General features: G+C 73.8%; 11 protein-coding genes. 4 read left to right on the top strand and 7 right to left on the bottom strand.

From position 1 onward, the window contains the following. Positions 1-174 precede the first annotated feature (174 nt). On the top strand, positions 175-960 hold the full coding sequence (locus ACIRD3_RS34675; protein ID WP_402224563.1) for a hypothetical protein: 786 nt from the start codon (positions 175-177) through the stop codon (positions 958-960). Positions 961-1,058: 98 nt separating this feature from the next. Further along, positions 1,059-1,898, top strand: coding sequence for an SAM-dependent methyltransferase (locus tag ACIRD3_RS34670; RefSeq protein ID WP_402224561.1), 840 nt, complete (start codon positions 1,059-1,061; stop codon positions 1,896-1,898). Positions 1,899-2,005: 107 nt separating this feature from the next. On the opposite strand, the gene ACIRD3_RS34665 is transcribed toward ACIRD3_RS34670, so the two are convergent. Together ACIRD3_RS34665 and ACIRD3_RS34660 are read right to left on the bottom strand one after the other, a co-directional pair. Further along, on the bottom strand, positions 2,006-2,647 hold the full coding sequence (locus tag ACIRD3_RS34665) for a maleylpyruvate isomerase N-terminal domain-containing protein (RefSeq protein ID WP_402224559.1): 642 nt from the start codon (positions 2,645-2,647) through the stop codon (positions 2,006-2,008). Next, complete coding sequence (locus tag ACIRD3_RS34660) at positions 2,644-4,143, bottom strand: MFS transporter (RefSeq protein WP_402224557.1); 1,500 nt, start codon at positions 4,141-4,143, stop codon at positions 2,644-2,646. The genes ACIRD3_RS34665 and ACIRD3_RS34660 overlap by 4 nt, the downstream gene beginning before the upstream one ends. 304 nt (positions 4,144-4,447) lie before the next feature. On the opposite strand from ACIRD3_RS34660, the gene ACIRD3_RS34655 reads away from it, so the two are divergent. Beyond that, entirely contained in the window at positions 4,448-6,514 is a 2,067-nt protein-coding gene (locus ACIRD3_RS34655; protein ID WP_402224555.1) for an MDR family MFS transporter, read from the top strand. 17 nt (positions 6,515-6,531) lie between these two features. On the opposite strand, the gene ACIRD3_RS34650 is transcribed toward ACIRD3_RS34655, so the two are convergent. The 4 genes from ACIRD3_RS34650 to ACIRD3_RS34635 all read right to left on the bottom strand — a co-directional run bounded on the left by ACIRD3_RS34650 (position 6,532) and on the right by ACIRD3_RS34635 (position 12,624). Beyond that, a complete protein-coding gene (locus ACIRD3_RS34650; RefSeq protein ID WP_402224552.1) occupies positions 6,532-7,101 on the bottom strand; it encodes a Uma2 family endonuclease in 570 nt (189 codons plus the stop codon). Between the two features lie 198 nt (positions 7,102-7,299). Beyond that, complete coding sequence (locus ACIRD3_RS34645; RefSeq protein WP_402224550.1) at positions 7,300-8,085, bottom strand: hypothetical protein; 786 nt, start codon at positions 8,083-8,085, stop codon at positions 7,300-7,302. A gap of 169 nt (positions 8,086-8,254) precedes the next feature. After that, positions 8,255-11,047 (bottom strand): SdrD B-like domain-containing protein, encoded by a 2,793-nt coding sequence (locus tag ACIRD3_RS34640; protein ID WP_402224547.1) that lies wholly within the window; start codon positions 11,045-11,047, stop codon positions 8,255-8,257. A 539-nt stretch (positions 11,048-11,586) separates the two neighbouring features. Further along, positions 11,587-12,624 (bottom strand): aldo/keto reductase, encoded by a 1,038-nt coding sequence (locus ACIRD3_RS34635; RefSeq protein WP_402224609.1) that lies wholly within the window; start codon positions 12,622-12,624, stop codon positions 11,587-11,589. Positions 12,625-12,745: 121 nt separating this feature from the next. Between ACIRD3_RS34635 and ACIRD3_RS34630 the strand changes: the two genes are divergently transcribed. Further along, positions 12,746-13,402, top strand: coding sequence for a TetR/AcrR family transcriptional regulator (locus ACIRD3_RS34630; protein WP_402224544.1), 657 nt, complete (start codon positions 12,746-12,748; stop codon positions 13,400-13,402). A gap of 130 nt (positions 13,403-13,532) precedes the next feature. On the opposite strand, the gene ACIRD3_RS34625 is transcribed toward ACIRD3_RS34630, so the two are convergent. Next, positions 13,533-14,165 carry an SUKH-4 family immunity protein gene (locus tag ACIRD3_RS34625; RefSeq protein ID WP_402224542.1) on the bottom strand — a complete coding sequence of 211 codons (633 nt, stop codon included), beginning with the start codon at positions 14,163-14,165 and terminating at the stop codon, positions 13,533-13,535. Positions 14,166-14,437: the final 272 nt, after the last annotated feature.

Below are 14,437 nucleotides of genomic sequence, written 5' to 3'. Positions count from 1 at the left end.
GCGTCCCGGGGACGTAAACCACTCAATCCAGTGGTGCTTCGAACGTGGTTACGGGTACACCAGTTGATGGCCGCTCAGGTGCGGCGACACCCGTCGACGCCGCCCCCGTTCCGTCCTCGCGGCCCGAGAAGTCCGTGGGCGCGAGCGCGCCCGCATCCCAGCAAGGAGGCGTCCGTGGCTCACGACTCACGCGCGCAGAACTCCCCGGACGCCCGGCGGGGCGTCCAGGACGGACGGACGGTCATGTTCCTGCGCTTCGGCGTGGGGCTGATCGGCATCCTGCTGCCACCGGCCCTGCCGTTCGGCAACTGGCTGGCCGCCGAGGTGATGGGGCGCAGCACGGACGGCTACTGGCCGGGCTCGATGAGCGCCGCGTACTACTCCGACACCCGGAACGTCTTCGTGGGCGCCCTGTGCGCGCTCGGGGTGTTCCTGATCTGCTACCGCTTCGACCGCCGGGACGACCGGTGGAGCACCCTGGCCGGGCTCTTCGCGGTCGGGGTGGCGTTGTGCCCGACGTCGCCGCAGGGGGCGACGGACGTCCAGCGCACCGTCGGCTGGTTCCACCTGGCCTTCGCCGCCCTGCTGTTCGTCATGCTGGCGCTGTTCTGCCTCTACTCCTTCCGCAATCCGCGCTCCACGCAGCCGGCCCGGGTGAGCGCGGCCTACCTGGTGGCGGGGGTGCTGATCCTGGTGGCCCTGCTGCTCTCCGTGCTGGCCGGGGCCACGGGCGTCGGGGACGACTGGTCGGTGCAGCCGCTGTACCTGTGCGAGTGGCTGGCGACGTGGTCCTTCGGTGCGGCCTGGATCGGCGCCGCGCTCGAACTCGCCGCGCACCGGCGGCACGGCGTCGGCCAGGGCGTCGATCAGGGCGTGGATCAGGGCGTCGTCCAGGACCTCGTGCCCCGGCAGCCGGACGCCGCGGAGGTGGACGCCAGGGAACGGGAGGCTCAGGCCTGAGAGTTCGTCATCTCGTCGTACCGGCGACCGCTACGATGCGCACCAAGGACCGCCGCCGAGGCGGCCGGTGACGGATCCCCCCTGGGAGGGCGAGAGCAATGGCGCACGAGGTCCGGGCGGAGCGCGGCCCGCAGGAGGACTTGCCCTCGGTGGACCTGCGGATGGACGTCCCGCACTCCGCCCGGGTCTACGACTACCTCATCGGCGGCAAGACCAACTTCGCGGCGGACCGGGTCGCCGCGCACGCCTCGGTGAAGGCCTGGCCGGCCCTGCCGATCTCGATGCGCACCACCCGCGACTTCATGCAGCGCTCGGTGCGCCACCTCACCGAGCGGTACGGCGTGCGGCAGTTCCTGGACATCGGCACCGGCATCCCCACCTCGCCGAACGTGCACGAGATCGCCCAGGCGATCGCGCCCGAGGCCCGGGTCGCGTACGTGGACAACGACCCGATCGTACTGACCCACGCGCGGGCGCTGATGTCCAGCACGCCCGAGGGCCGCACCTGTTACGTGGACGCCGACTTCCGCGACCCGGAGTCGATCATCGGCGACCCCCGGCTGCGCGAGGTGCTCGACCTCGCGCAGCCGGTGGCGCTGTCGCTGATCGCCATCGTCCACTTCGTGCTGGACGAGGACGACCCGCAGGGCATCGTGCGCCGCTTCATGGACGCCCTGGCGCCCGGTAGCTTCCTCGCCCTGACGGTGTTCACCGGCGACACCGACCCGGTGGGCGTGGGCGGCGTCGGCCGGGAGTACAACGCGCGCGGAATCCCGCTGCAGATCCGCGACAAGGCCGAGACGGAGGCCTTCTTCGACGGCTACGAGCTGCTCGACCCGGGCGTGGCGCTGGTCCACCACTGGCACCCGGACGCCGACGCCGTGCCCGTCCGCGACCGGGACATCGCGATGTACGCGGGCGTCGCGGTCAAGCGCTGAGCGATCGCGGCCGTGGTGATCCACCGCCGCGACCACTGACGGGACCGGCGCCGCGAGCACCGCCCGCGACGCACCGGACGGCGACCGGACCGGTGCGGTCAGCGCGGTCAGAACGCGGCGATGCTCCCCGGTGCCCGCTCCGCCCGGCTGAGCGCCCGCAGCACGTCCGTCTGGCCGTGCCGCCGGACGGCCAGACGGGCGAGCAGGCCGATCACCGAGTCGGCGGTCTCCGGCGGGAGCCCGGGCGTCGGGAGGCCCACACTGACCGCCAGGTCGTCGCCGTGCACGGCCAGCTCCATGGTCCGGGTCGCCAGCAGGTCGTCCAGGGCGAGCGACCACGGGCCCCAGAACGGCAGTCGGGCCGGCCGGGTGCCGTCCGCCGTCGCCAGCGCGGTGGTGAGGCCGGCGAGCGCGCCCGCGACCCGGCGGTGCAGCGCCGCCGGTCCGTCGGCGGCGAACGCCTCGCTGCCCTGCCGGATCCGCACGTTGATCTCCGCGTCGAGCGCCGCGCCGACCCACGCCACCCGGGCGTAGTGGTCCAGCAGGCCGACCGTCTCCTCGGCGGGCGCCGCGGCCGCCAAGGCCTCCTCCACGCAGAGCACTTGATAGGCCAGGTGCCCGGCCAGCCCGCCGACGCTCCACTGCGCCAGCGCACTCGGCGCCCGCCAGGCCCGCGCCACCTCGGGGCGGCGCAGCAGCTGTTCGGCCGTACCGGCCGCGGCCAGGAAGTCCGCTCGGGCATCCGTCACGACCCGCCTCCTACCGCATCGGGCCGGTCCGGAAACCGCCCCGCCGCCGTGTCCGCCACCGCCACCAGCAGCGCCATCAGCACCAGGCCCGCCGCGACCGCCACGCCCAGCTGGAAGGCCCGCGCCCAGTCCGGGTGGCCGCCGCGGGCGTGGGCGAAGAACACCGATCCGACGACGGCGATGCCCACCGCCGAACCGACCCGCTGCGCGGTCTGCAGCACCCCGCCCGCGCTGCCCGCCCGGGCGACCGGTACCTGCTGCAGGGTCAGCGTCTGGTTCGGGGCGATCACCAGCCCGCTGCCCACCCCGGCGACCAGTAGCGGCAGCGCCGTCGTCCAGCCCACCCGGGGCCCGGACCACAGCTGCACCGCGAGCGCCGCGGCCAGCAGCCCGCCCAGCACCAGCAGCAGCCCGGCCGCCACCAGCCGCCGCCCGAGCCGGCTCACCAGCCGCCCGCCCACCGCCGCGGCCACGCCCGAGCCGACCGCGAACGGGGTGATCGCCAGGCCCGCCGTCAGCGCCGAGTAGTGCAGCCCGGCCTGCAGGTACAGCGTGAAGATGAAGAAGATCGCGGTGAACCCGGCGAAGTACACCAGCGACAGAAGCACCCCCGCCGCGTACGGGCGGACCGCGAACAGCGCCATGCTCACCAGCGGTTCGTGCCGCCGCCCGTAGTGCACCTCCCAGCCGACGAACGCGGCGAGCAGCACCGCAGCGACCGGCAGCAGCAGCCAGCGGGCCGCGCTGTGCCACTGCTGTTCCTGGACGAAGGGCAGCAGCAGCGCGACCGTGCCGGTGCCGAGCAGCACCACGCCGACCGGGTCGAAGTCGCGGTGCCCGGCCCGTTCGGCGGCGGGCGGAGGCGGCGGGAGCAGCCGGCGGGCGATCGGCAGGGCGGCGACGCCGATCGGCAGGTTGACCAGGAACACCCAGCGCCAGCCGTCCTGCGGCCCGAACACGTGGATCAGCAGCCCGCCGAGCAGCGGTCCCACGGCGGTGGACAGCCCGATGGTGGCGCCGAGCGCGCCGAAGGCCCGGCCGCGGTCGGCGCCCTGGAACAGGGTCTGGATGAAGCCGGAGACCTGCGGCACCAGCACGCCGCCCGCCGCCCCCTGGAACAGCCGGGCCAGCACCAGCCACTCCTGGTTCTGCGCCGCGCCGGCCAGCGCGCTGGCCGCGGTGAACAGGGCCAGCCCGGTCAGGAACACGGCCCGGCGGCTGCGCGCGTCGCCGAGCCGCCCGGCCGGGACCAGCACCAGGCCGAAGGCCAGCGCGTAGCCGCTGAGCACCCACTGCAGGCCGCTCTCCGACATGTGCAGTCCGGCCCGGACGGTCGGCAGGGCGACGTTGACGATGCTGACGTCCAGCAGGGTCATGAACCCGGCGACCAGGCAGACCGCGAGCGCCCGCCAGCGCCGCGCGGCGGCCCGCCGCCCGACGCAGGTGGCGCCGGGGGGATCGGGGTGCGCGGTGCGGCACGGGGGTCGGGTGGTCATCGGGGCCTCTTCCCGGTCTCCGGGGCGGCGTGGTGCGGGGCGGCGTGGTGCGGGGCGGCGTGGTGCGGGGTGGCCGGGTCGGGGGCGGCGTGGTGCGGACGGCCCGGTCCGGGGTGGCCTGGTCCGGGGTGGCGTCCTGCGGTCCGGCCGGTCGGCGGCCGGCTCTCGCTCGGCCCATCGTCGCCGTTCGGCCCATCGTCGCCCCGCGCACCGGGCACCGCCACCCGGGCCGAATCGAACCGCCGCTCCACCCGGACGGCCGAACCGGATCGCGGTCGGCGCCCCGACCCCAGAGGCTGACGGCATGACCGTCGCCACCGAGAACCCACCGTCCGCCCCGCCGGTGCTGGACGTCCGGCAGCGGAACGTCGTCTTCGGCACGATCGTGCTCGGCATGCTGCTGGCCGCCCTCGACCAGACCATCGTCGGCACCGCGCTGCCCACCATCGTCGCCGACCTCGGCGGGGCCGCGCACATGTCCTGGGTGGTCACCTCCTACCTGCTGGCCGAGACCGTGGCCACCGTGCTGGCCGGCAAGTTCGGCGACCTGTACGGGCGCAAGCTGCTGTTCCAGGTCTCGGCGATCGTCTTCGTCGGCGGCTCCTTCCTGTGCGGGCTCTCGACCGACATGACGCTGCTGATCGCCTGGCGGGCGGTGCAGGGCCTCGGCGCGGGCGGTCTGATGGTCACCGCCATGGCGCTCATCGCGGACGTCATCCCGCTGCGCGAACGCGGCAAGTACCAGGGCGCGATCGGCGCGGTGTTCGGCGTGGCCACGGTGATCGGGCCGCTGCTGGGCGGGCTGTTCACCGACCACCTGTCCTGGCGCTGGGCGTTCTACGTCAACGTGCCGATCGCGGTCGTCGTGGTGATCGCCGCCGCCCGGACCATCCCCTCGGTGCGCTCGGCGACCCGGCCGGTGATCGACTACCTGGGCATCGGCCTGGTCACGGTCGGCGCCGGCGCCCTGATCCTGGCGACCAGCTGGGGCGGCAACCAGTACGCCTGGAACTCCGGGGTGATCATCGGCCTGTTCGTCGGCGGCGCGGCCGCGCTCGCGCTGTTCTGCTGGGCCGAGACCCGCGCGGTCGAACCCATGCTGCCGATGCGGCTGTTCCGCAACCCGGTGTTCACGGTCTGCTCCGTGCTCAGCTTCATCGTCGGCTTCGCGATGCTCGGCGCCCTGACCTTCCTGCCCACCTTCCTGCAGTACGTGGACGGCGACTCGGCGACGGTCTCCGGCGTCCGGATGCTGCCGATGGTGATCGGCCTGCTGATCGCCTCGATCGCCAGCGGCAACGTGGTCAGCAAGACCGGGAAGTACCGGCTGTTCCCGATCGCCGGCACCGCGGTGATGGCCCTCGGCCTCTACCTGCTCTCCCGCCTCGAACCCGGCACCGGCACCGCGCTCGCCTCGCTCTACATGTTCGTGCTCGGCGTCGGCATCGGGCTGAGCATGCAGGTGCTCACCATCGCCGTCCAGAACACCGTCGACTACGCGGACCTCGGCACCGCCACCTCCGGGGTGACCTTCTTCCGCACCATCGGCAGCTCCTTCGGCACCGCCGTGTTCGGCACCATCTACGCCAACAGCCTCACGACCGAACTCGGCGAGGGCGTCGCCACCGCCGCCCGGCTCACCGGCGCCGACCCGGCCGTGCTCGCCCGCGCCGCCGAGAGCCCCCAGGGCCTGCACGGCCTGCCCGCCGCCCAGGCCGCGCCGATCGTCCAGGCCTACTCCGACGCCCTGCACACCGTGTACCTGTGGACGATCCCGGTGGCCGCGGTCGGCTTCGTGGTCGCGCTCTTCCTCAAGGAGGTGCCGCTGCGCGACACCGTCCGGGCCGGCTCCACCGACATGGGCGAGGGCTTCGCGCAGCCGACCACCGCCGACTCCGACCCGCACCTGGAGTACGCGGTCTGCCGGATCGTGCGCGGCGTGGACCTCTCCACCGTCCGCACGATCGTCTCCGACGCCGACACCCGGGTGGACCTGGCCGGCGCCTGGGCCCTCATGGAGGTCGCCCAGCACGCCAAGACCATCGGCCACGCCGACCTCGACCTCATCGCCGCCCGCAAACGGGTGCCGCCCGAGGTCCTGGAACCGGTCTTCGACCGGATGGCCACCGAGGGCTACCTCGTCCGCGACGGCGACCGCCTCGTCCACACCGAAGCCGGCACCCGCGAGGTCCGGGCCCTCGCCCGCGCCTGGTCCGACTGGCTCAACGCCCGCCTCGACGCCGACGCCGGCCGCCCCCGAAGCCCGCAGCTGCGCACCGCCGCCGACGCCATCGCCTGGCGGCTGCTCACCGAGGACCTCGCCAACGGCCTCCCGGCCAGCGCCCGTTCGACGGAGGGCGCCCGGGTGTAGACGGCCTCCGCCGCGCGCTAGAGACGGGTGGTGTCGAGGTCGAGGTCGAAGGGCTCCGGCAGGTGGACGGGAGTACCGAAGGCGTGCGGACCGCTCTCCCGGGCGTACCCGAGGCGCGTCGGCTGGCTGTACAGGGTGCAGCTGCGGTCCTGCCGGTCGACGAGCAGGTAGAGCGGCGCGCCGTACTGCCCGTAGCGGCGCCGCTTGACGACCCGGTCCGTTTCGGCGTTCGACGGGGAGCTGACCTCGACGATGAGGAGGGTCTGGTCCGGCAGCAGCGCACCCTCGGTCTTCTCCGCGAGTTCGGCGGGCACCACCGCGAGATCGGGGATGTACCAGTTCTGGCTGCCGGGCAGGTCGAGGTTGCCGGATCCCGAGACGAGATCGAGCTCTTCCATGCGGGGGGTGATCTGACGACGGACGACCTCCGCGGCAGACTCGTGCGCCCACGACGGCGACATGGGGGTGATGACTCCCTCGATGATCTCGCTGCGGTCACCCGCGATGTGCCGGATCGCGTACTTCAGTGCCCGCTCGGGGTCACTGACGGTGCTGTAGTCGCCGGGTGTATGGGGGGCCGTACTCACAACGTGTCTCCTTCCCAGGTGGCATTCTCCCCCGGGCCACCCGACCGCGCGGCCACGCCAGACCGAGCTGACGGATCCCGACCGTTCGAAGGCATCACGTGACCGGCCCTCCCGGCTTTCCGTTCGCCATCGGATCGATCGGATTCGCGGAGTCGTCGGGGCGGTCGCGGCGGCGCCCGAGGTGCTGCGCCCTCGGTGTCAGCCGGTCAGCCAGGGGGCTTCGGGGACCTTGGCGGTGGTGTCGTGGGCGGAGAAGTCCGCCGTGGTCGGGGTGCCGAGGCCGGGCATCCGCATCGTCACCCGGCGCAGGGTGCCGTCGCCGTCGACCCAGTACGTCAGCGGGGACTTCCCGCCGTCGGGGGCGGCGCCCTGGGCGCGCGGGCCGGCGAAGCGGTCGTGGCTCCGGCCGTCGATCCGGTCCCGGCCCAGCCAGCGGGCGCCGGACTGGGCGAGCAGCAGCGGGTTGTCGGGGCGGTCCGCGCCGAGCTGGACGACCAGGCTGAGCCCGGCGTCCAGCGGGTCCGCGGTGTAGGAGCGCGGCGACCAGCCCTGGCGCGGCACGTGCTCGGCCTGCTGCCACGCCGGGCCGTCGACGCCGGCGGGCTCGGGGGCCAGGCCGAGGCCGCCGGTGTCCCAGACGACCAGCCCGTGGTCCAGCGGGCCGCTCGCGCCGGTGGTCCGGTAGCGGCCCACGCCCCGGTGGGTGCGGTAGTCCACGACGCCCTCGACCCGGATGCCGACGCCCCCGCCCTCGGCGGCGGTGAGCGTCACCGGCACCGGGCTGGCCTGGTACAGGTTCAGGCGCGACAGGGCCAGCCGGGCGGCCTCGTCGGTGGTCACCGGGCGTTCGCCGGCCTCGTCCGAGACCGTCCGGTAGACGACCAGGCCGCCCGCCGCGGCGCCGCACACCGCGATCGCGACCAGGGTCCGGAGCCAGGGGATCCGACGCGGCCTGCGCGGGGCGGACTCGGTCTTCCGGGCCATGCGGGTGCCTTCTCTCATCGGTCGGTCGTCGGTCGTCGGTCCTGGGCCGGTCGGTCGCCGGTCCGCTGCCGGTCACAGCAGTCGGGCGGGTCCGGGGACCATCGGTCCGCGGACCCGCCCGATCCGGACACGGGCTCACCGGTGTGGACGGGCTTCCCGTGCCGGGTTGCTACCCGTGCCGCGCGGTCCTGCGCCGGCGGGCCAGCAGCACCATGCCCGCGCCGAGGGCGATCAGCGTCGCCGCGCCGGCCATGGCCAGCGGCATCCCGCTGCCCGCGCCGGTGTCGGGCAGGTGCCCGGGTGCCGGGCCCGCCGGGCCCGGGGGTGCCGGGGGTGCCGGGGGTGCCGGGGGTACCGGGACCGGCGTCGACGTGGTCGGCGGCGGTGTCGGCGTCCCGGTCGGCGTCGGGGTGGGCGTCGGCGTCGGGGTGGGGGTCGGGATCAGCTTGTTGACCGCCGTCACCGAGACCCCGTCGTCGAGGTTGCCGGGGTTCAGCACCAGCGGCCCGAACACCGTGACCTCCGGAGCCGAGTAGCCCTCCGGCGGGCTCAGCTCCTGCCAGTAGTAGGTGCCCACCACGCCCTTGCCCTCGCAGAGCCCGTCGGCCCCGGTCGTGCAGGGCTCGCCCACCTTGGTGTCGGGCTTGTCGCCGGTCGGCTGCAGCCCGTCGGTGCCGTTCGTCTCGTGCCACAGCTGGAACTTGGCGCCCGCCAGCGGCTTGCCGTCCTGGTCGTGCTTGACCAGGCGCAGCGCGCCCTCCTGTTGGCGGAAGCCGAAGTCGTAGGTGTGGTCGTTCTGGCCCGGTCCGCCGGTGGTCAGCGCGCGTTCCGGGTACCTGCCACCGGGCGGGACGACGCCCTTGGAGTCGATGAAGTGGTTGTCACCGACGTCGTGTTCGGTCGCCACCCAGTGGAACAGCGGGCCGTCCTTGGCGTAGTCGGCCGGGTTGTCCAGCTTGATGGTGTACCTGGTCCTCGGCTTGAGGCCGCCCGCGACGTTGCCGTCGTCGAAGTAGTACTCGCCGCGCGCCGTCGTCTTCGTCGTGCCGACCGGCTTCCCCGACTCGTCGTACAGGTGGACGGTGACGCCGGGCACCGGGCGCTGGCCCGGCAGTTGGAGTCCGCTGCGCTCCGGGTCGTACCAGACCCGGTTGCCGATCTGCAGCGGCGCCTGGTCGCACAGCACCTCGAGGTCGCCCATCGCGGCGCCCTTGCCGAACGGCGGGAGCGGTCCGACGGGGTTGAGGCGCAGGCCGCCGTCGGCCTTGCCGTCGCGCTTGTCGAAGCCGGCGCCGTAGCCGAAGGCCATGCCGTTGGTGTCGTAGCCCGAGGTCGCGATGGAGTCCTCGACCTTCGAGAACGCCATTCCGGCGTTCAGCGCGTTGTTGTGGCCGATGCGGTTGTTGTCGAAGAACCGGGTGCCCCGGGTGGCGGCCCCGCAGCCCTTGTTGGTGTCCAGCACGTAGGTGCCGTTCACCGGGCAGGCCTTGTCGAGGTCACCGCCGGGAAGGACGTTGGCCATGGTGCCGGCGGTCGGTCCGGCCGCCGACTGGTCGCCGAAGCGGTCCCGGAAGGCGATCAGCATCGAGCCGTCGGTCTCGAAGGCGATCTCGGCGAGGGCCGGCTCGGGGTTGGCCATGTAGCCGGTGCAGGTCTGCCCGTTCTGGGTGGCCGGGAAGGTGTCCTGCCACGGGAACCAGCCGGTGCCGGGGCACGGCCCGCCGACCGTGGAGCCGCGCGGGTAGTCGAGCGGCTGGTCCAGCACCGCCGCCTTGAAGGCGCCGGTGGCCGGGTCGAAGGGCAGCACCACGGCCCGCAGGTCCGAGGCCTTGCCGGTGGACTCGCCCGAGCAGACGCCGCCGAGGTAGCCGGTGCCGTCCTGCAGGCCGAGGCCGTACGGCCGCCAGTCCCCGGCGGCCGGGCAGCCCGGGTCGGGGATCGGGTACGCGGCCTCGGGCTCGGCCGCCGTCGGGCCGGTGGCGTCGTAGCGGTAGAGCTTGCGGTCGTGCAGGTTGACGACGAAGAGGTCCTTGCCGTCATCGGTGATCTTGATGCCGCCGAGGCTCTCCTTGCCCACCGCGGCGAGGAAGGCGTCGTCGTTGCCCGGGCCGTGCGGGGTGGTGCCGGCGTCCGGGACGGTGGTGAACAGCGTGGTCTTCTTCTGCGCCACGTCGGTCACGTAGATCCCGCCGGGGCCGCCTGGGCCGTAGGCGGTGGTCCGCTTGGCCTGGGCCGAGGAGAACAGCCGCCGGTCCGCCCTGTTCCAGGCGATGCCGTAGAGGTTGCCGGTCTGGTCGGCCGTGGCCAGGTCGGTCACGGTCGCGTCGGTGCCGGCCACGCCCCGGGCGCTGTACGGGAAGGAGACCAGGGTGTGCGCCGATCCGCCCTCCCTGGGCGCGGGTTGGCAGGTCGACACCAGCGGCGCGTTCTTCTGGCAGTAGTCACCGGGGCTCCACAGGCCCGTGGTGAACTCCGCCTTCTTGCCGCCGGAGAGGTCGACGAACTCCTCGTTGCTGCTGAGCTGGTTGGGCGCGCCGGTGAGTCCCTGGCGCGAGGCGAAGGCCGGGAACAGCACCCCCGGCTTCGGATTCACCACCTGCACACGGTACTTGCCGCCGGTCGCCTTGCTCGCGGCCGGCGCCAGGGTCACCGTGCCGTCGGCCGCGGTGGTGCCCTCGATGCCGACGCCCGCGTCGTCCGTGAGCGTCACCTTCACGCCCGCCATCCCGGGCTCCAGCGCGGGCGTCCACACGCCGGTGGCGTCCACGGCCCGGATCACCCGGACCGTCACCGTGCCGTCGCCGGTCTGCGGGAACGCCGAGGGGGCCGCGGCCAACGAGCAGGCGCCGATCGCGACGGCGAGCGCCACCGCGCCGCCTGCGGTGCGGCGGCCGAGCCCATCCGGTCGCCGCCGGTCCGGGCCGCGCGCGGCACCGGCTTTTCGTTCACTTGTCGTCGTCATCCCTGCTCTCATCGTCAGGTTGGGCACTGAACAGCGGAGCCTGCCGCCCGAGCTCGTGAGGAAGTCCGCGAGTGGCGGAAAGCCGCCATTATTAACGGGAGCTTAAAGCGACTTCAGACAAGTTCGCAGGAAAACAAGGAACCTTGACGGTGCATCAGACGTTGCGAAGCCGTCGAACCGTCCGGCCGCCGCGCCCGGCATACCACGGCTGAGCAGGGCTGACGGGCCGTCCGGTGATCGTCAGCGGACGCGGGAAATCCGCATGCACCTGTCGACTCTCGAACACAGGTCCTGGCCGGAACTTCACACCCCGCACACCAACCCACCAACCCCGCCTCCGCCTTCCGCCCCACCCCGCCCGCACCACCCGACCGCCGCGGCGACCGCGAGGGCGGGGCGGGGCGGGGCGGGCGAGGGCCGACCGGCCGCCGTACGGGAAGCCCGAGCACCGCGCCGTGCGCGTGTCGGCGGCGCCGCGACGAGCGTTCCGGTCGTCCACCACGGACCAGCCACCGCCCGCCCGGCGCCGGGGCCGCCGGTCAGCCCGCGAGGGGCGGGTTGAGGCGGGCGAAGGCCTCCTGGCGGCGGTAGGGGAAGTACGGGTAGGGCGCCGTGCGGGTGCTGGCGGTGTCGAGGCGGGCGATCTGGTCGTCGGTCAGGGACCAGCCGACGGCGCCGAGGTTCTGGCGCAGCTGGTCCTCGTTGCGGGCGCCGATGATGACGGAGGAGACGGTCGGGCGGCGCAGCAGCCAGTTGATGGCCACCTGGGGGACGGTGCGGCCGGTCTCGGCGGCGATCCCGTCCAGGGCGTCGACCACGCGGTGGAGCAGCTCGCCCTCGACCGGCGGGCCGTAGTCGGCGGTGGCGTGGAGGCGGCTGTCGGACGGGAGGGGCCGGCCGCGCCGGATCCGGCCGGTGAGGCGGCCCCAGCCGAGCGGGCTCCAGACCAGGGCGCCGACGCCCTCCTCCGCCGCCAGCGGCATCAGTTCCCACTCGTAGTCGCGGCCGACGAGGGAGTAGTAGACCTGGTGGGCGGCGTAGCGGGGGCGGCCGTGGCGGTCGGCGAGGGCGAGGGACTTCATCAGCTGCCAGCCGGAGAAGTTGGAGACGCCGGTGTAGCGGATCTTGCCGGCCCGGACCAGGTCCTCCAGGGTGGCGAGCACCTCCTCGATCGGGGTGCCCGCGTCGTAGGCGTGGAGCTGGAAGAGGTCGAGGTAGTCGGTGTCGAGGCGGCGGAGCGAGTCGTCGACGGCCCGGGTGAGGCGGGCGCGGGAGGTACCGGCGTCCTGCGGGCCGTCGCCGGTGGGCAGGCCGGCCTTGGTGGAGACGAGGACCTGGTCGCGGCGGCCGCGGATCGCCTGGCCGAGCACCTCTTCGGAGGCGCCGTCGGAGTAGACGTCGGCGGTGTCGAAGAGGGTGACTCCGGCGTCGATGGCGATGTCGAGCAGGCGGCGGGCCTCCTGGACGTCGGTGGTGCCCCAGGCGCCGAACAGCGGGCCGCGCCCGCCGAAGGTGCCGGTGCCGAGACTGAGCGCGGGGACCTTGAGTCCGGACGCGCCGAGGCGGCGGTATTCCATGTCGGTGCCGGCGATGCCCATGTGCTGTTCTCCCCTCGAAGCCCCTAATGGGACTCCCGTTCCGTTAGGATGCCTCGAAGCTAGCAGACTCCTCCCGCCTAATGGAACAGGAATCCCGTTAATGGCCGTCCGGTCCGCCGACCCCGCTGATCCCGCCGATCCCGCCGAGGCGTCCACGCCCGGCACCGTCCGCCCCGGCGGCCGGACCGCCCGGGTCCGCGCCGCCGTCCTGCGGGCCGCCGAGGACGCCCTGGTCGAGCACGGCTTCAGCGGGCTCGACCTCGGCGACATCGCCCAGCGCGCCGAGGTGGGCCGCACCACCGTCTACCGCCGCTGGGGCAGCACCAGCGCCCTGGTCGCCGACCTGCTCGCGGACATGGCGGAGCAGTCCCTGCCCCGCACCCGCAGCGGTTCGCTGGCCGAGGACCTGCGGGCCAACGCCCGACTCGTTCAGCGCACCCTGGCCGACCCCCGGCAGGGCGCGCTGTTCCGCGCGGTCATCGTCGCGGCGAACTGCGACGCGGACGCGGCGGAGGCGCTGCGGCACTTCTACCGGCGCCGGGTCGAGGAGTGGGCGCCGTGCGTCACCGAGGCGGTGGAGCGCGGCGAACTCCCGGCGGACACGGACGCCCCGGAGGTCGTCCGGGCCGTCTCGGCGCCGCTGTACTACCGGATGCTGACCACCGCCGAGCCGCTGGACGAGGACGCCGCCGACCGCGCCGCGGCCGCCGCCGAGGCCGCCGCCCGCGCCGGTGCGTTCCGGCGCACGGACGGCTGAGGAGGACGGCCGGGCGGGACGGCAGCCGCCGGGAACGCGAACGGCCGCACCACGCAAGCGCGTTGTGCGGCCGTCGACGACGACTGAACGACTGAACGGATGGGGGACGGGTGGCTGGACGGACCAGGGGTCAGTCCTCGTCCGGCTCCTCGTACTCGTCCCGCAGGTTCTCCACCAGACTGCACCAGAGGTCCGTCTGGTCGGAGCCCTGACCCAACCGGTCCACCAGCGCCTCGAACTCGTCCAGCGCGGCCGTCGCGTCGCCCCCGCAGATCCGGTCCTCGAAGCGGGTGAGCAGGGCCAGCACGCCGATCAGCTCGGGCAGCGAGTCGGCCGCCCAGCCGCCGTAACCACGGCCGTGGTCCCAGCCGTCCGCGTTGTAGATCCGGACGCTGCCGGTGTCGGCGGACACCATCAGGTGCCACTGGTCGAACGTTCCGACGCAGTATCCCCAGTTGCTCGGCGGGGTCTCGTCGTCGGGCCTGCGCTCGCCGAACAGGTCGTCCAGGTCCGCCTCCCACATCCCGCGCTCGGGCAGGTCCGTGGCGTCGTAACCGATGAAGTCGAGCCCGACGGCCGGTACGCCGACCTCGCTCAGGAACGCCCGGGTCTCGCGCGACGTCAGCTGCTCGGGCAGCGATTCGGGCCGCCACAGCGTGCCGGGGCCGAAGCAGGACTCCAGCCAGGCCGCCGTGGGCGTGCGGGCGGCGGCGAGCAGTTCGGCTTCGGCCTCGGTCGTGGACACGGGCGTGGGCGTGGTCATCGGTACATCTCCCCCGGTCAGAGCGGTGTGCTGACGCCATTCAAACGCACCGCACCGACGGCGAGGGCCGCCGGGGTTGCCCCGACGGCCCCTCCGCAGCAGCGCCCTGACGGCTCGACGGTCTAGAAGATGCCGTCGTCCTCGTAGTAGTTGTTGACGACCACCTCGGGCCCGTCGTCGTCGAACGCCTCGTTGAGCAGTGCGCCGCCGACCAGGCCCGCCGCGCCCGCGCCGATCAGGGCGCCGGTGCCGAAGCGCCGGCCGCCGCCCTG

Source organism: Kitasatospora sp. NPDC093550, from assembly GCF_044764985.1.
Classification (GTDB): domain Bacteria; phylum Actinomycetota; class Actinomycetes; order Streptomycetales; family Streptomycetaceae; genus Kitasatospora.
Note: the sequence above shows the minus strand (reverse complement) of the source record. Positions and strands in the feature narration are given on the sequence as shown.